Below are 15,270 nucleotides of genomic sequence, written 5' to 3'. Positions count from 1 at the left end.
CGGACCTCAGACCTGTAGCAGGCGATCGCGCAGTTTCTGGATCTCGTCCCGCAGCTGCGCCGCAGCCTCGAACTCAAGGTCGCGGGCCAACTGGTACATCTTCTCTTCCAACTGACGGATACGCTTGCTGATCTCGCTCGGCGAGCGCAGTTCCGCCTCGTAGCGCGCGCTCTCTTCGGCCGCCTTGGCCGCCGCCCTGCGCTTGTTGCTGCGTGCGCCAGGCACCACGGCGCCCTCGAGAATGTCCTTGATGTCCTTGACCACGCCCTTCGGCACGATGCCGTTAGCCTCGTTGAAGGCGATCTGCTTGTTGCGTCGGCGCTCGGTCTCGTCAATCGCGCGCTGCATCGAGCCGGTCATGTTGTCGGCGTAGAGAATCGCCTTGCCGTGCAGGTTGCGCGCGGCACGGCCGATGGTCTGGATCAGCGAACGCTCGCTACGCAGGAAGCCCTCCTTGTCCGCATCGAGGATCGCCACCAGCGAGACTTCCGGCATGTCCAGGCCCTCGCGCAGCAGGTTGATGCCCACCAGCACGTCGAAGGCGCCGGTACGCAAATCGCGAATGATCTCCACCCGCTCCACCGTGTCGATGTCCGAGTGCAGGTAGCGCACCTTGACGTCATGGTCGGCCAGGTAGTCGGTCAGATCCTCGGCCATGCGTTTGGTCAGGGTGGTGACCAGCACGCGCTGCTCGACCGCTACACGTTTGCGGATCTCGGAGAGCAGATCGTCGACCTGAGTACGTGCTGGCCGCACCTCAACCTCGGGGTCGACCAGCCCCGTAGGCCGTACCACCTGCTCGATCACCCGCCCGGCATGTTCAGCCTCATAGGGGCCGGGCGTCGCCGAGACGAAGATGGTCTGCGGACTGGCCGCTTCCCACTCCTCGAAACGCATCGGCCGGTTGTCCAGCGCCGACGGCAGGCGGAAGCCGTACTCCACCAGGGTTTCCTTGCGCGAACGGTCGCCCTTGTACATGGCGCCGACCTGCGGCACCGAGACGTGGGACTCGTCGATCACCAGCAAGGCCTTGTCCGGCAGGTAGTCATAAAGAGTGGGCGGCGGCTCGCCCGGGCCACGCCCGGACAGGTAGCGTGAGTAGTTCTCGATGCCGTTGCAGTAGCCCAATTCGAGGATCATCTCCAGGTCGAAGCGGGTGCGCTGCTCCAGACGCTGCGCCTCCACCAGCTTGTTGGCCCCGCGCAGGTAGTCCAGACGCTCCTTGAGCTCGACCTTGATCTTCTCCACCGCCTCCAGCAGCGTCTCGCGCGGCGTGACGTAGTGGCTTTTGGGGTAGAAGGTGAAGCGCGGCAGTTTCTGGATCACCTCACCGGTCAACGGATCGAAGGCCGAGATGCTTTCCACTTCGTCGTCAAACAACTCGACGCGAATGGCCTCCAGCTCCGATTCCGCCGGGAAGATGTCGATCACATCGCCACGCACGCGGAAGGTGGCGCGAGCGAAGTCCATATCATTGCGGGTGTACTGCAACTCGGCCAGGCGGCGCAGCAGGTCGCGCTGATCCATCTTGTCGCCGCGGTCGAGGTGCAGCACCATTTTCAGGTACTCCTCGGGGCTGCCCAGGCCGTAGATGCACGATACGGTGGTGACCACGATGGCGTCCGGTCGCTCGATCAGCGCCTTGGTCGCCGACAGGCGCATCTGCTCGATATGGTCGTTGATCGAGGCATCCTTCTCGATGAAGGTGTCTGAGGAGGGCACATAGGCTTCCGGTTGGTAGTAGTCGTAGTAGGAGACGAAATACTCCACTGCGTTGTTCGGGAAGAAGCTCTTGAACTCACCGTACAGTTGGGCAGCCAGGGTCTTGTTAGGCGCCAGCACCAGGGTCGGGCGCTGAACCTGGGCGATCACGTTGGCGATGCTGAAGGTCTTGCCCGAGCCGGTCACGCCCAGCAGGGTCTGATGCGACAGACCGGCCTCCAGGCCCTCGACCATCTGACGGATAGCCTCCGGCTGATCGCCGGCAGGCTTGAAGCGGGTGACGAGCTGAAATTCCGACATAAACGGCCCCTCTGTGACGCACCGCCGCGGCCGGCGTCAAAGCATTGAATTGCGTCCCCATGCTGTCGCGGCGCGCAAACTAGGCCGCTATAATACCGGCCCGATTATGCAACCCCCTAGTTCTGCTTTTGACTGGGTGTTGCCGGTTCCCACCTCCCTCTCCGAGCTCTCGCAAAAAATGAGTCTGTTCTCTGCCGTCGAAATGGCACCGCGCGACCCCATCCTGGGCCTGAACGAAGCTTTCAACGCCGATACCCGCAGCACCAAGGTCAACCTGGGTGTAGGCGTGTATTTCACCGAAGAAGGTCGAATTCCCCTGCTACGGGCAGTCGCCGAAGCCGAGCGCGCACGCATCGAGGCTCACGCCCCGCGCGGTTACCTGCCGATCGAAGGCATTGCCGCCTACGACAGCGCAGTACAGAAACTGCTACTTGGCGAAGGCTCGCCACTGCTCGCCGAAGGCCGCGTGGTTACCACCCAGGCCGTGGGCGGCACCGGCGCCCTGAAGACCGGCGCCGACTTCCTCAAGCGCCTGCTGCCCGACGCCGTGGTCGCCATCAGCGACCCGAGCTGGGAAAACCATCGCGCGCTGTTCGAGTCCGCCGGTTTCCCGGTGCAGAACTACCGCTACTACGATGCCGCCAGCAACGGCGTGAACCGCAACGGCATGCTGGAAGACCTCAAGGCCCTGCCGGCTCGCTCCATCGTCGTCCTGCACGCCTGCTGCCACAACCCGACCGGCGTCGACCTGACTCTGGACGACTGGAAGGCCGTGCTGGAAGTGCTGCGCGAGCGCGAGCACGTTCCCTTCCTCGACATCGCCTACCAGGGCTTCGGTGAAGGCATCGAGCAGGACGCCTTCGCCGTGCGCCTGTTCGCCGAATCCGGCCTGCAGTTCCTGGTGTCCAGTTCCTTCTCCAAATCCTTCTCGCTCTATGGCGAGCGCGTCGGTGCCCTGTCCATCGTCACCAGCAGCAAGGAAGAAGCCGGCCGCGTGCTGTCCCAGGTCAAGCGCGTGATCCGTACCAACTACTCCAACCCACCGACCCATGGCGCCACCGTGGTCGCCAGCGTGCTGGGCAGCAGCGAACTGCGCGCCATGTGGGAAGAAGAACTGGGCGAAATGCGTCAGCGCATCCACAGCATGCGCCTGGCCATGGTCGAGCAGCTCGCCGCGCTCGGCGCCAAACGCGACTTCAGCTTCGTCGCCCGTCAGCGTGGCATGTTCTCCTACTCCGGCCTGACTGCCGAGCAAGTGGAGCGCCTGAAAAACGAGTTCGGCATCTATGCCGTCAGCACCGGCCGTATCTGCGTGGCTGCCCTGAACCAGAGCAACCTGTCTGCGGTGACTCAGGGCATCGCTCAGGTGCTCTGAACGAGATCGAGAAGTCAGCATCCAAAGTGTTGACTTCTCTTTTTTAATCAGTAGGATACGCACCGCAGTTCCGCGATAGCTCAGTCGGTAGAGCAAATGACTGTTAATCATTGGGTCCCTGGTTCGAGTCCAGGTCGCGGAGCCAAATTCGAAAGCCCCAGGTGAAAACCCGGGGCTTTTTTGTTGCCTGCCGGACTCTCACCAGGGACTGCGTCCCCCGGTTATTCGGCCCAAGGGCCTCACCCCTTCGGGGCCGCGCTGAAGCGCGTTCGGCTAGCGCCGTCGAGTCCAGGTCGCGGAGCCAGATTCGAGCCTGAGCAGCGAAACCCAATCAAAAAGCCCCAGGTGAACACCTGGGGCTTATGTGTAACGACTGCGCTAAAGCTGCGGATGAAGGTAGCGCTCAGGGTCTGGCATTGAGTTGTTGCTGCAGGTTTTGCATCTGCGCCGTCAGGGTATTGATGTTGCGTGTTACCTGGGCGCGGAAGGCATCGAATTCGGCTGTGTTGTTGCTCGGCTGCGGACGGTTGTCGAACTCGCTACGCAGCACCAGCAGATCCTGCTCCAGGCGCGCAATTGCCGAACTGGGATCGCCCTGCTTCTTCAGTGCCGCGACCTCTCCATCGAGCCCCTTGAGCTGCTCCTGTAGTTTGCCCACGCCAGCCAGGCCGCTCTTCTGCTCGCCAGCCAGCGCGTCCAGGCGTTTAGCAAACTCGTTACTGGCACTCTGCTGCCCCTTCAACTGGGTAGCGAATTGATCGAGGCGCTTGCCCTGCTCGCCTTGCTGCCCGGCGACGCCCTGTTGTTGCTTACTCAGTTCGGCCAGTTTGGTTTCCAATTGCTTGACCCGCAGCTTCAGGGCTTCGCTGTCGCTGGTCACGTTGGACTCAGTGGCCACCACCTTGCCGGAAATATCCTGAATGCGCCCCGCCGCTTCCTCACTGATGCGGGCAAAGCTTTCTTGGGTGGCAACCAGTTGCGCCTCCATCAGCGACACCTGCTGGTAGCTCCACCAACTGAGCCCACCCAAGGCAATCATCAGGGCGCCGACCAGCGCCCACAGCGGCCCGGTGCCGAAACCACGACGGCGCTCCACCTGCGGATAGCTGCGCGCAGAGTTCTGCGGGGCCTGTGGAGCAGGCTGATCAAACTGGAATTCGTCGCGATCACGCGGGCCCGTGGTCAGACTAGGTACATGATCCAACTCATCGTGAGCGTCATTACGCATAAGAACCTTCAGTAACAGCTGTAAGAGAAATCGAGGCCGGCAGTATAACCGTTCCCCCCCACGCTTAAGAGCCACCGGGCATCAGCAGCACGGCTGGACACCACGTGATCCGACCTGCTAAATAGCCGCGCCCTACAACAAAAACAACACAGGGAAATACCTCATGCGCAAGCTGATCATGCTGTGCCTGCTATTGCTTTCGTCCACCGCATACGCCGCCACCGGCGTATTCCCCACCTCCACTTTCAACAACCTCGACTACGGCCTGTACTGGTTCGGCTATGGCGATACCTGGCAGAAAGCCGTTCCCGGGCATAGCAATGCCTATTACAGCGCCAGCAAACCCACGGTCATCTATATCCACGGCTGGCAGAATGGCGCCACCGCTCGGCAAGACCGCGAAACCTTCAATCGCAGTAGCGCTGGCGGCCCCAACCTCGACCTGGCCGCGGTCTGGCTAAACGCGGGGTACAACGTCGGCGTGCTGTACTGGAACCAGTTTGCCGACGAAGGTGAAGTCACCGACGCCGAAGCCAAGATCTGGAGCGCCAGCGGACCACGCGCGATGCGCTGGCGCAATGCCAGTGGCGCCTACAGCAGCGGCCCGAGCCAGTCGGTCGGCGATCTGCTGTTCCAGAGTTACAAGGACAACATGGCCGGCTACAGCGGCAACAATATCCGTATCCTTGGACACTCCCTGGGTAACCAGGTTGCCATCGTACTGACCAAGAAGATCAGCGACGCGGTAACCGCCGGCAGCGTCAATGCCAAATTGCTACCGAAACGGGTCGCGCTGCTCGACCCCTTCTACTCAAACAATGCCAAGAGCTGGCTGAACAACCAGTGGACCGGCGCCGTATCGCGCAGCTACGTCAGCACCCTGAAAGGCAAGGGTGTCATTTTCGAGGCCTACCGAAGCTCATCGGTTACCAGCACGGTGTTTGTCGGGGATGCCAATAGCGGGCTGATGAACATGACTGCCTTCACCGAGCTCAAACCCTGGTACTTCAGCGCGACCCAGCAGACCCAGAAACACAACGCAGCGGTGTGGCACTACCTATGGTCCTTCAGTTTCAGCGCCCCGCTGATCACCGGCACCAGTAATCAGGCCGCCTCCGCCAAAACATCAGACAGCCGCATCACAACCTTGATGAACGGCAGCAAGAAGCTGGTCCATGATCAGGGCGCGTACACCAAGGAGCCATCGGACGACAACTTCAAGGAACAGAACCGCTAAACGAGCCTGGGAGTCCGAACAGGACAACGGACTCCCACGCCTTAACCAGGTGCAGATCGCACCAAGCCCGCGCACGCTTGCCCCCGCCCCTGGTGAGAAACCGCACATCAGGCTTATCACAGCCTGGCACGCGGCTTGCTCGGATCTGCCTAGGCATCGCTCGGCACACTCGCCGGGTATTGATTGACTGGGGAGCACCGATGGAACTGAACAAAGCCGTTCTGGACTGCATGCAAGCACTGCGTCGTCGCCTGCGTGAGGAGCTGAATCAAGACATCCGCCTGAGCCAACCGGATGCGGTGGAAGCCATGTTACTGGCCTGCCTGCGCTCCAATGAGCAGGCGACCCGTGAACTGGGCATCCGACTTGCCGAACTCAGCGATTTTCACGGCGCCAGCAAGCCCCAGCCGCGCGATACCTTCCACAGAGCCTCGCCAGAGACACCCCCGACGATCGCTCAGTCTCAGCAAAGTGGTTCCGTGCGCATGTACCACGGCCAACGCGTATACGCCTGAGCACAACAGCCTGGCGGACTGGACGAGTCGCCACTGAGGGTCAATAGTCAGCCCATCGAGTCTCGTCAGGAAGCATCGCATGGCCACTCGTCCCGCCTGGTTGACCTGCCTGGAAAGCAACCCACCGGCTTTGCTGGAAGCGGCCTTATGGATAGCCGCCGAACATCACCCGCAGCTGCAACCGGCCGAGGTGCTTCGCGAGTTCGCCAACCTGCGCCAGCAGGTATCCGCCGGCCTGCCCAACCTGTCCGCACCAGACCTGGCTCAACCACTGCTGCGGCGCCTGGGCGAACTGGAGTTTCATGAGGACGATGACCTGCCATTGCGCCCGCAGGCAGCATTGCTCAACCTGGTGCTGCAGCGCCGACGTGGTCAGCCACTGTCACTGGCGCTGATTGCCCTGGAGCTGGCCCAGCGCCTGGATATTCCGTTGCAGGCCGTAAACTTCCCCGGCCACCTGCTGCTGCGTGTGCCCGGAGCCGACCACCTGCTCGATCCCTGCAATGGCCGCCGCTTGTACACGCGAGACTGCCGCGAGCTGTTGCAGCGCATCGCCGGCCCCTCGGCAGAACTCCAGGCCCGACACTTTTCGATCTGCGACGCCCCCGGCCTGTTACTGCGCTTGTCGCGCAACCTGTGCAACCTGCACAGCGTCGCCGGCGACCACATGGCAGCCCTGAAGGATGCCGAGCGCATCCTCCTGCTCGCACCTCCCAACAGCGCCGATCATCTGCTGCGTGCAGCGATCTACCACGAACTGGACTGCCCGCAAGCCGAGCGCTTCGACCTGGAGCGCGCTCTGTTGCTGTGCGAAGACGAAAACGAGCGGGTCCGGCTGATCCAGCGTCTCGACCTGGCGGGCCGCGTCAAACACAGCACCGCGCTGCATTGATCCGCAGCCTTGAATCTCAACCATGCAAAAGGCCGGCATCACTGCCGGCCTTTTGCTGGAAACGATCAGCCGCTTGGCTGACTGCACCGCATCAGTGAAGCATCAGCCTGCATGCTTTTGCAGGTTGGCCATCATCTCGCGCAGGGCAGTGACGTTGTCATCCGGGTGCACAGCACCCTCGAAGTCGCCAATCTGCTTCCAGCTGGCCGCCACGTCTTCCGGGCTGAAGCCCACGCGCGGATCGAAGCCGGCGCCCAGGCTACGCTCCCAACGCACCTTGCCGACCCAGCCGCCACCCACTTCGTAGAGGCCGCCGGTGTCCTTGCACTGCTCGCTGCCCAGGTACACCACCAGCGGGCTGACCAGCTCCGGCTTGAGCTGCTCGAATACCTGCGGCGGGATCAAGCCCTCGGTCATGCGGGTACCGCCGGTGGGAGCGATGGCGTTGACCAGCACATTGTTCTTGCGACCTTCGATGGCCAGGGTACGGGTCAGACCATACAGGCCGAGCTTGGCCATACCGTAGTTGGACTGGCCGAAGTTGCCGTAGATGCCGGAGGTGGATGCGGTGAAAATCACCCGCCCGAAGCCCTGCTCACGCAGGTGCGGCCAGGCCGCGTGAGTGACCTTGTAGGCACCCTCGACATGGACCTTGTAGACCAGATCCCAGTCGGCATCCTCCATCTTGATAAAAGACTTGTCGCGCAGGATGCCGGCATTGTTCACCACCACGTCGACGCGCCCGAAACTGTCCAGGGCGCACTGCACGATCTTGCCACCCTCGGTGACCGAATCATGGTTGGCCACGGCCTCGCCGCCGGCAGCACGAATCTCGGCCACCACCTTGTCGGCAGCGGAAGCATTGGCGCCTTCGCCGTGGGTGCTACCGCCCAGGTCGTTGACCACCACCTTGGCGCCATGTTTGGCGAACAGCAGTGCGTGAGCACGGCCAAGACCACCACCCGCGCCGGTGACAATCACTACCTGGTTTTCAAAACGGATGGCGTCGCTCATGAACGGGCTCCTTGGCATGTCGGAAAAAGCCAAGTCTCCCGCAGCTCCGCATTAACGACAATCAAACGCGGCGACACTGAATATCGGGCAATAAGGTGACGGGATGGTCACCTGAGCTATCACGCCAGACGCAGCAAGCTCAGGTGGTTGTAGAGGTGCATCACGTGTGCCTGGGCATATGCCTCATGATCGAGAGCGCCATAGGCAAAGTGAGGCTGCAGCTCGCCAGTGTGCGCGGCGAAGCGCTCGAAAGCGGCCTGCAGGCGCTGCAAGGCGGCCTCCTGGCTGGCCGGCTCGGCGAGCGCTGCGGCACCAGGAATGGCCTCGGTCAGCGGGTGACGCATGGCGCCGCGGGCGCTGAATACTACGAAAGCTGCCGGGCCGACACTGTGGCGGAACCAGGCCGGCTTCAGCTCGGGATAGCCATCGAGCGAATACTCGATACTCTGCGCACAGTGGTTGAACACCTCACTCGGGCTCCAACCCTTGAGACTGACCAGAGCCTTGTTCTGGAACGACGCCAGCACCTGGCGAGCCCCGTCCAGGCTCAGCGCTGCCGGGGACACCCCGGCAGGCAAAGCCCAGAAACCCGCGCCCAGAACCGCTACACCGCCCACTGCGGCACCTTTCAACAGAGTACGTCGCTGCACGTCTTGGCCTCCAGCCGATCACGGAACTGCAGATAATGATCAAGCACCTCTGCGGGTGCCTCGGTCTGCGGATAGTGGCCGATGGCCGGCAGCAAAACCGTGTCGGGGCTCTCGATCAGCTCACGGTAGCGCTCGACCATGTGCGCGCCCGAGATGGGATCCAGCGCACCGTCGATGACCCGCAGCGGTACGTCGGTAGCCTGCATGGCCGCCACCCAGCGCTCACGATTGGCACGCCGGTCGAGGATGTAGCGGATCAGCAGATGCATCACCTTCGGCCCGTCGTTGTGCGCGATCAGTGCCCAGAAGGCATCCAGCTCGACCTCGCTGGGGGGAGTCTTGGGGCCGAACACCGCACGGAAGTTCTTCGCCAGGGTGCGCCGCGAAAACAGCCGGCCGAGCAGCGGCCCCAAGGGGCCGAGCAGCAGCTTCTGAGTCAGCACAGGATAGTGGGTCTCGGGAAACAGGCCGCCGTTGAGGAACACGCAGCTGGCCAGGCGCAGGCGCCCTTCCTGGTGCCGGGCGATCAGCTCCTGGGCCACGCTGTCGCCGTAGTCGTGGGCCAGCACATGCACCGGCCCGCCGATCCCCAGATGCACCAGCAGCGCCTGCTGCAAATCAGCCTGCTCCAGCAGGTTGTAGGCATGGCCACGCGGCTTGGCCGAGTAGCCGAAGCCGAGCATGTCGCAGGCAATCACCTGATAACGCTGCGCCAACGGCTGCCACAGGTAGTGCCAATCCCAGCTGGCGGTGGGGAAACCGTGGATCAGCAGCAGCGGTTCGCCCTCGCCCGCCGTCCAGTAGCGGATGGCCTGGCCGTTGAAGCTGAAGCCGCGTCCCTGCGCCCGCCACTCGGCCAGCGCGATGCCCGGCAGCGCACTCACTGGTCGTAGCCCGGCATCTGCTGATCGAGCTTACGCAGCAGCGCCGGCCAGGCCAGCGAACCGCCCATGCCCTGACTGGTCTTCATCACCCCGGCGATCATCGCCGCGGAACCGTCGAGGATCTGTTGCGGGATATGGATCAGTTCGGCGCCGCCACTCTGCGCCATGACCTGCGCCTCGCAGGCGCGCTGCAGGGTGAACATGCCGAGGAAGGCATCGGCGATGCTACCGAAGGCGGTCAGCAGGCCGTGGTTGGGCAGGATGAAGAAGTGCTTGTCGCCCAGGTCAGCCTGCAGGCGCACCTTCTCCTCGTGATTGATCGCCACGCCTTCGTAGTCGTGGTAAGCCAGGCTGGAGAGCACGAACAGCGACTGCTGGGAGATCGGCAGCAGGCCCTGCTTCTGCGCCGATACGGCGATGCCGGCGGCAGTGTGGGTGTGCAACACGCAACCGACGTCGTGACGGACTTCGTGGATGGCGCTGTGGATGGTGTAGCCGGCCGGATTGATCTCGTAGGGACTGTCCATCAGCTTCTTGCCGGAGAGGTCGAGCTTCACCAGGCTGGAGGCGGTGATCTCATGGAACATCAGGCCGAAGGGGTTGATCAGGAAGTCTTCGGTGCCCGGCACCTTGGCCGAGATGTGAGTAAAGATCAGGTCGTCCCAGCCATGCATGGCGATCAGCCGGTAGCAGGCGGCGAGATCGACGCGAGCCTGCCACTCGGCAGCGGAAACCTGATCTTTGACATTCGGGAGATTGAGTGGAGCGTTCACGGTGGATACCTCGGCACTTGTTGTTGTGCCAAGGAGTCTAGCGCCCACCTTTGCCCGCTCCAGTCGCCTTGCAGGCCAGCGCATTGGCCTTGCGGGTCATAACAGCTCGGGGTAATTGCCGGCCAAAAGCGGCCAGCTGGCCTGAACCCGAGGCTCGTCAGACAGCAGGGAAAAGCGCTCGAAAAGAAACTCCGGCGCCACCGTGCAACCGACCAGGGTGAAGTCCCCCAGGCTGCGCGCCGCTTGCCAGGCATTGGCCGGCACCACGCGCTGCGGCAGCTGGCCTGCTGCCACCGCCCCCAGTACTTCGCGGCGCACGGTATCAGGCGTCTGTGCGATCAGAAGCTCCAATGGCGCGCCTTCATGAAAATGCCAGAGCTCATCGCTATCGATGCGGTGCCAGCGGCTGACCGCACCCGCCGGTAGCAGGAAGAGAATGGCACTGGAGGCGGCGCGGCCGCTGGCATCACATTGCGACGAAGTGAACAGGCGCCGGTAGAAGCCGCCTTCCGGATGAGCGGTCAGCTGCAGCTCATGAACCAACTGGGCAGCGCGCGGATGCATCAGGCTTTGAGTAGCTTGATCAGCTCAGCCAGCCAGGGCTGGGCATCTTCGTCCGGGGTGACCGTTTCACTGGCATCCAGGCGCAGCATCGGCACGACCTCACGCACGCCCAGCTCAAGCAGCAGTTCGCGCATCTGCTCGCCGCCGCCACAGAACACGTCGTAGCTGGAATCGCCCAGGGCGATCACCGCGCCGGGCATGCCAGTCCAGGCCGGAAAACGGTCACGCAGCGCGTAATAGAGATTCTGGATATTGCCCGGCAGCTCACCCATACCTGTAGTCGAGGTCACCACCAGCACCGCCTCCGGCGCAAAAGCGAGCAGCTCGTCGAGAGCCACACCCGGCTTGTGCCAGGCCTCGAAACCGGACTGCTCGAACACTTCGGCGGCGCGGCGAGCAACGTCCTCGGCAGCGCCGTAGACCGAACCGGAGAGGATGGCAATCTTCATGAATCACTCCGCAACATGCTGAAATTGCCGGGCATTATGCCGCAAGTGAGTATCTAGCCGGGATGCCCTAGAATCTTGCCATTAGCGACGGAGAACCGCAGATGATCAACGCCAAGCTCCTGCAACTGGTGGTCAACGCCTCAAACGATGGCATCGTAGTGGCCGAACAGGAGGGTGAGGACAACATTCTGATCTACGCCAACCCCGCCTTCGAGCGCCTGACCGGCTATGTCGGCGACGACATTCTCTATCAGGACTGCCGCTTCCTGCAGGGTGATGAGCGCGATCAGGCCGGCATTGTCGCCATCCGCCGGGCAATCCGAGAGGGCAAACCCTGCCGTCAGATCATCCGCAATTACCGCAAGGATGGCTCACCGTTCTGGAACGAACTGTCGATCACGCCAGTGTTCAACGAAGGTGACCAGCTCACCTACTACATCGGCATACAGAAGGATGTCAGTGTCGAGGTCGAGGCCAAACAGCGCGTCAGGGAACTCGAAGCCGAAGTAGCACGTCTGAAGGCTGAGATCGCCACGCTTGAAGCAGCCCGTTAATAGCGCCAGACACGAATTCGGCTCAGAAATTGCTTGCGATCATGCATACCCGCGGAGGGGCCCATGTCCGAGCATCCCACCCTGTCCGGCGAAGAGCTGGACTACATTCGCCAGCTGTTCAGCAGCCAACTGATTGGTAATCCCCTGCCGATTCCGGCATTCAAGGTCGATGGCGGGCCACTGGCCAATGCCCTGCTCAGCCGTCTGGGCGTTCATGCTGAGCTCAGCCTGCAGGCGCAACTGGAGCACTGCCGTATCAGTTTCCCACTGATGCTGGTGGAGGACGAACTGCATGGCTTGCAATTGGAGATGGGTGCCCCAAGTATCTATGAAGAAGGTGAAGTACTGCGGCCCTGGCGCCTGACGCTGAGAAAGCCACTGGCACTGCGCCAAGCCAACGGTAAATCCAGCCACATGCGGGTACTGGAACTGGCTCCTGGCAGCCTGCTGCTACAAGCCGACAACGGTCATCCGCTTCCTGAGCAGTTCGACCTCTGGCTGGCACTGCCTGGGGCCGAGAGCATGCCGATACAGGGTCAGCTGATTCGCCGTACCGACGGCAACCGGGCTGCCTACTTCCTGCAATTGCAGCATCGCGAACATGGCGAGCGGATTCGCCAGTTTCTCTTCGAACAATATCGCGAGCGGCACCCGCAACTGCAGGCAACCGGCTGAGTGTCATAGATAACTGCCAATCTCAGAGTGAAGACGAATAGGCCAAACCAATCGTGGTTATGTCTTCATTCAATTTAGCGATTAAGACCGATGCGGCTAGAATGCGCGGCATCAAGTTTCCAAACCCCAACAGGAGTTCTCTCATGTCCCTGATCAACACCCAGGTTCAACCCTTCAGCGCCAACGCTTTCCACAATGGCGAGTTCATCCAGGTCACCGAGGAAAGCCTGAAAGGCAAGTGGTCCGTGCTGATCTTCATGCCGGCTGCCTTCACCTTCAACTGCCCGACCGAAATCGAAGACGCTGCCAACAATTACGCCGAGTTCCAGAAGGCCGGTGCCGAGGTCTACATCGTGACCACCGACACCCACTTCTCCCACAAGGTATGGCACGAAACTTCCCCGGCCGTTGGCAAGGCTCAGTTCCCGCTGATCGGTGATCCGACTCACCAGCTGACCAACGCTTTCGGCGTGCACATCGCTGAAGAAGGTCTGGCTCTGCGTGGCACCTTCGTGATCAACCCGGAAGGCGTGATCAAGACCCTGGAAATCCACTCCAACGAAATCGCCCGTGACGTATCGGAAACCCTGCGCAAGCTGAAAGCTGCTCAGTACACCGCTGCCAACCCGGGTCAGGTTTGCCCGGCCAAGTGGAAAGAAGGCGAGAAGACCCTGGCTCCGTCCCTGGACCTGGTCGGCAAGATCTAAGATCTGCCTAGGGGCCACAGAGCCCCACCCCGCCTTGCGCTTCGTCGGCTGACATCCAGCCGCAAGTGCCCGAACGCCCGGGCGCGATCCGCCCGGGCGTTTGTTTGTCCGAAATTCGCTATTCGCCAGAGGAATCCCGTCATGTTGGACGCCAATCTGAAAGCCCAGTTGAAGACCTACCTCGAGAAGGTCACCCAGCCGTTCGAGATCGTCGCCAGCCTCGATGACGGCGATAAATCGCAAGAGCTGCTCGGACTGCTCAACGATATCGTCGGCCTGACCGACAAGATCACCCTGAAGACCGACGGCAGCGATGCCCGCCGTCCGTCGTTCGCCCTTAACCGTCCGGGCGAAGATACCGGCGTGACCTTCGCCGGTATCCCCATGGGCCACGAGTTCACCTCGCTGGTGCTGGCCCTGCTGCAAGTCGGTGGTCACCCGTCCAAGCTGGACGCCGAGACCATCGCCCAGATCAAGAGCATCGAAGGCACCTTCGAGTTCGAAACCTACTTCTCGCTCAGCTGCCAGAACTGCCCGGACGTGGTCCAGGCGCTGAACCTGATGGCCGTGCTCAACCCCAACATCCGCAACGTCTCGATCGACGGCGCGCTGTTCCAGGAAGAAGTCGAGCGCCGCCAGATCATGGCTGTGCCGAGCATCTACCTGAACGGCGAAGTGTTCGGCGCCGGGCGCATGGAAGTGAAAGAAATCCTCGCCAAGATCGACACCAATGCCGGCAGTCGTGACGCCGAGAAGATGAACGCCAAGGACGCCTTCGACGTGCTGGTGGTCGGTGGCGGCCCGGCCGGTGCCGCAGCGGCGATCTACGCCGCGCGTAAAGGCATCCGTACCGGCGTTGCCGCCGAGCGTTTCGGCGGCCAGGTGCTGGACACCATGGCCATCGAAAACTTCATCTCGGTACAGGAAACCGAAGGCCCGAAACTGGCCCGCGCCCTGGAAGAGCACGTGCGCCAGTACGACGTCGACATCATGAATCTGCAACGCGCCTCCGCCCTGGTTCCGGCCAGCAGCGAAGGTGGCCTGCACGAAGTGAAGTTCGACAACGGCGCTTCGCTCAAAGCCAAGACCGTGATCCTTTCCACCGGCGCCCGCTGGCGTGAAATGGGCGTACCTGGCGAGCAGGAGTACAAGGCCAAGGGTGTGTGCTTCTGCCCGCACTGCGACGGCCCGCTGTTCAAGGGCAAGCGCGTGGCGGTGATCGGCGGCGGTAACTCCGGCGTCGAGGCAGCGATCGATCTCGCCGGCATCGTCGCCCATGTCACCCTGCTGGAGTTCGCTGACACCCTGCGTGCCGACGCCGTGCTGCAGAACAAGCTGAACAGCCTGCCGAACGTCACCGTGATCAAGAGCGCGCAGACCACCGAAGTGGTGGGCGATGGCCAGAAGGTCACCGGCCTGATCTACAAGGATCGCACCACGGAAGAACTGCACACCGTCGAGCTCGAAGGCATCTTCGTGCAGATCGGCCTGCTGCCGAACAGCGACTGGCTGAAAGGCACCGTGGAACTCAACCGCTTCGGCGAGATCATCGTCGACGCCAAGGGGGCCACCAACATCCCCGGCGTGTTCGCCGCCGGCGACGTGACCACCGTGCCATACAAGCAGATCGTCATCGCCGTGGGCGAAGGCTCGAAGGCCTCGCTGAGCGCCTTCGATCATCTGATCCGCCAGAGCTGATCGTTCCAATCAGCTGTAGCGCGGTTAGAACCA

General features: G+C 62.2%; 16 protein-coding genes and 1 tRNA gene. 9 read left to right on the top strand and 8 right to left on the bottom strand.

All coding sequences use genetic code 11. The features are described from left to right. Positions 1 to 6 precede the first annotated feature (6 nt). Positions 7 to 2,022: an excinuclease ABC subunit UvrB gene (gene uvrB, locus ACF8C6_RS02070; RefSeq protein ID WP_392497773.1), complete on the bottom strand. Its 2,016-nt coding sequence runs from the start codon at positions 2,020 to 2,022 to the stop codon at positions 7 to 9. A 178-nt stretch (positions 2,023 to 2,200) separates the two neighbouring features. Between uvrB and ACF8C6_RS02065 the strand changes: the two genes are divergently transcribed. Continuing rightward, positions 2,201 to 3,397 carry an amino acid aminotransferase gene (locus ACF8C6_RS02065; RefSeq protein WP_277690093.1) on the top strand — a complete coding sequence of 399 codons (1,197 nt, stop codon included), beginning with the start codon at positions 2,201 to 2,203 and terminating at the stop codon, positions 3,395 to 3,397. Positions 3,398 to 3,466: 69 nt separating this feature from the next. After that, positions 3,467 to 3,542: transfer RNA gene (locus tag ACF8C6_RS02060), tRNA-Asn, on the top strand. Positions 3,543 to 3,800: 258 nt separating this feature from the next. Here ACF8C6_RS02060 and ACF8C6_RS02055 read toward each other — a convergent pair. Next, entirely contained in the window at positions 3,801 to 4,625 is an 825-nt protein-coding gene (locus ACF8C6_RS02055; protein WP_392497772.1) for an ATPase, read from the bottom strand. Between the two features lie 163 nt (positions 4,626 to 4,788). Here ACF8C6_RS02055 and ACF8C6_RS02050 point away from each other — a divergent pair, with 163 nt between their 5' ends. From ACF8C6_RS02050 to ACF8C6_RS02040, 3 genes are all read left to right on the top strand, one after another. Next, entirely contained in the window at positions 4,789 to 5,862 is a 1,074-nt protein-coding gene (locus ACF8C6_RS02050) for a hypothetical protein (protein ID WP_392497771.1), read from the top strand. A 200-nt stretch (positions 5,863 to 6,062) separates the two neighbouring features. Further along, positions 6,063 to 6,377, top strand: a complete 315-nt coding sequence (locus ACF8C6_RS02045) for a hypothetical protein (RefSeq protein ID WP_392497770.1) — start codon at positions 6,063 to 6,065, stop codon at positions 6,375 to 6,377. 79 nt (positions 6,378 to 6,456) lie between these two features. Beyond that, positions 6,457 to 7,269, top strand: a complete 813-nt coding sequence (locus ACF8C6_RS02040) for a SirB1 family protein (protein ID WP_392497769.1) — start codon at positions 6,457 to 6,459, stop codon at positions 7,267 to 7,269. Between the two features lie 102 nt (positions 7,270 to 7,371). Here the strand turns inward: ACF8C6_RS02040 and ACF8C6_RS02035 are convergent, their stop codons facing one another. From ACF8C6_RS02035 to ACF8C6_RS02010, 6 genes are all read right to left on the bottom strand, one after another. Then, positions 7,372 to 8,283, bottom strand: coding sequence for an SDR family oxidoreductase (locus ACF8C6_RS02035; RefSeq protein WP_277692220.1), 912 nt, complete (start codon positions 8,281 to 8,283; stop codon positions 7,372 to 7,374). Positions 8,284 to 8,402: 119 nt separating this feature from the next. After that, positions 8,403 to 8,933 carry a DUF1569 domain-containing protein gene (locus ACF8C6_RS02030; protein WP_392497768.1) on the bottom strand — a complete coding sequence of 177 codons (531 nt, stop codon included), beginning with the start codon at positions 8,931 to 8,933 and terminating at the stop codon, positions 8,403 to 8,405. Continuing rightward, complete coding sequence (locus tag ACF8C6_RS02025; protein WP_392497767.1) at positions 8,912 to 9,817, bottom strand: alpha/beta fold hydrolase; 906 nt, start codon at positions 9,815 to 9,817, stop codon at positions 8,912 to 8,914. The genes ACF8C6_RS02030 and ACF8C6_RS02025 overlap by 22 nt, the downstream gene beginning before the upstream one ends. Continuing rightward, positions 9,814 to 10,590 (bottom strand): class II aldolase/adducin family protein, encoded by a 777-nt coding sequence (locus ACF8C6_RS02020; protein WP_392497766.1) that lies wholly within the window; start codon positions 10,588 to 10,590, stop codon positions 9,814 to 9,816. The genes ACF8C6_RS02025 and ACF8C6_RS02020 overlap by 4 nt, the downstream gene beginning before the upstream one ends. A gap of 96 nt (positions 10,591 to 10,686) precedes the next feature. Next, complete coding sequence (locus tag ACF8C6_RS02015; protein WP_392497765.1) at positions 10,687 to 11,154, bottom strand: cupin domain-containing protein; 468 nt, start codon at positions 11,152 to 11,154, stop codon at positions 10,687 to 10,689. Beyond that, positions 11,154 to 11,603, bottom strand: a complete 450-nt coding sequence (locus ACF8C6_RS02010; RefSeq protein WP_392497764.1) for a flavodoxin — start codon at positions 11,601 to 11,603, stop codon at positions 11,154 to 11,156. The genes ACF8C6_RS02015 and ACF8C6_RS02010 overlap by 1 nt, the downstream gene beginning before the upstream one ends. A gap of 101 nt (positions 11,604 to 11,704) precedes the next feature. Here ACF8C6_RS02010 and ACF8C6_RS02005 point away from each other — a divergent pair, with 101 nt between their 5' ends. The 4 genes from ACF8C6_RS02005 (at position 11,705) to ahpF (ending at position 15,237) form a co-directional block, all read left to right on the top strand. Beyond that, positions 11,705 to 12,157 carry a PAS domain-containing protein gene (locus ACF8C6_RS02005; protein WP_392497763.1) on the top strand — a complete coding sequence of 151 codons (453 nt, stop codon included), beginning with the start codon at positions 11,705 to 11,707 and terminating at the stop codon, positions 12,155 to 12,157. 63 nt (positions 12,158 to 12,220) lie between these two features. After that, the gene (locus ACF8C6_RS02000; RefSeq protein WP_392497762.1) at positions 12,221 to 12,832 is read left to right on the top strand and encodes a PilZ domain-containing protein; all 612 of its coding nucleotides are present in this window, start codon (positions 12,221 to 12,223) and stop codon (positions 12,830 to 12,832) included. A gap of 143 nt (positions 12,833 to 12,975) precedes the next feature. Beyond that, positions 12,976 to 13,539 (top strand): alkyl hydroperoxide reductase subunit C, encoded by a 564-nt coding sequence (gene ahpC / locus ACF8C6_RS01995; RefSeq protein WP_392497761.1) that lies wholly within the window; start codon positions 12,976 to 12,978, stop codon positions 13,537 to 13,539. Positions 13,540 to 13,680: 141 nt separating this feature from the next. Further along, positions 13,681 to 15,237: an alkyl hydroperoxide reductase subunit F gene (gene ahpF / locus ACF8C6_RS01990; protein ID WP_392497760.1), complete on the top strand. Its 1,557-nt coding sequence runs from the start codon at positions 13,681 to 13,683 to the stop codon at positions 15,235 to 15,237. Positions 15,238 to 15,270: the final 33 nt, after the last annotated feature.

Source organism: Pseudomonas sp. zbq_18 (assembly GCF_043102245.1).
GTDB lineage: Bacteria > Pseudomonadota > Gammaproteobacteria > Pseudomonadales > Pseudomonadaceae > Aquipseudomonas.
The sequence above is the reverse complement of the archived record's forward strand: the minus strand, read 5'-3'. Positions and strand labels throughout refer to the sequence as shown.

What these genes read in the sequence shown, in the direction of transcription:
- ACF8C6_RS02035 (WP_277692220.1), bottom strand. Translation starts at nt 8,283, where the DNA reads ATGAGCGACGCCATCCGTTTTGAAAACCAGGTAGTGATTGTCACCGGC.
- ACF8C6_RS02000 (WP_392497762.1), top strand. Translation starts at nt 12,221, where the DNA reads ATGTCCGAGCATCCCACCCTGTCCGGCGAAGAGCTGGACTACATTCGC.
- ACF8C6_RS02015 (WP_392497765.1), bottom strand. Translation starts at nt 11,154, where the DNA reads ATGCATCCGCGCGCTGCCCAGTTGGTTCATGAGCTGCAGCTGACCGCT.
- ACF8C6_RS02040 (WP_392497769.1), top strand. Translation starts at nt 6,457, where the DNA reads ATGGCCACTCGTCCCGCCTGGTTGACCTGCCTGGAAAGCAACCCACCG.
- ACF8C6_RS02005 (WP_392497763.1), top strand. Translation starts at nt 11,705, where the DNA reads ATGATCAACGCCAAGCTCCTGCAACTGGTGGTCAACGCCTCAAACGAT.
- ahpF (WP_392497760.1), top strand. Translation starts at nt 13,681, where the DNA reads ATGTTGGACGCCAATCTGAAAGCCCAGTTGAAGACCTACCTCGAGAAG.
- ACF8C6_RS02055 (WP_392497772.1), bottom strand. Translation starts at nt 4,625, where the DNA reads ATGCGTAATGACGCTCACGATGAGTTGGATCATGTACCTAGTCTGACC.
- ACF8C6_RS02065 (WP_277690093.1), top strand. Translation starts at nt 2,201, where the DNA reads ATGAGTCTGTTCTCTGCCGTCGAAATGGCACCGCGCGACCCCATCCTG.
- ACF8C6_RS02050 (WP_392497771.1), top strand. Translation starts at nt 4,789, where the DNA reads ATGCGCAAGCTGATCATGCTGTGCCTGCTATTGCTTTCGTCCACCGCA.
- ACF8C6_RS02010 (WP_392497764.1), bottom strand. Translation starts at nt 11,603, where the DNA reads ATGAAGATTGCCATCCTCTCCGGTTCGGTCTACGGCGCTGCCGAGGAC.
- ahpC (WP_392497761.1), top strand. Translation starts at nt 12,976, where the DNA reads ATGTCCCTGATCAACACCCAGGTTCAACCCTTCAGCGCCAACGCTTTC.
- ACF8C6_RS02045 (WP_392497770.1), top strand. Translation starts at nt 6,063, where the DNA reads ATGGAACTGAACAAAGCCGTTCTGGACTGCATGCAAGCACTGCGTCGT.
- uvrB (WP_392497773.1), bottom strand. Translation starts at nt 2,022, where the DNA reads ATGTCGGAATTTCAGCTCGTCACCCGCTTCAAGCCTGCCGGCGATCAG.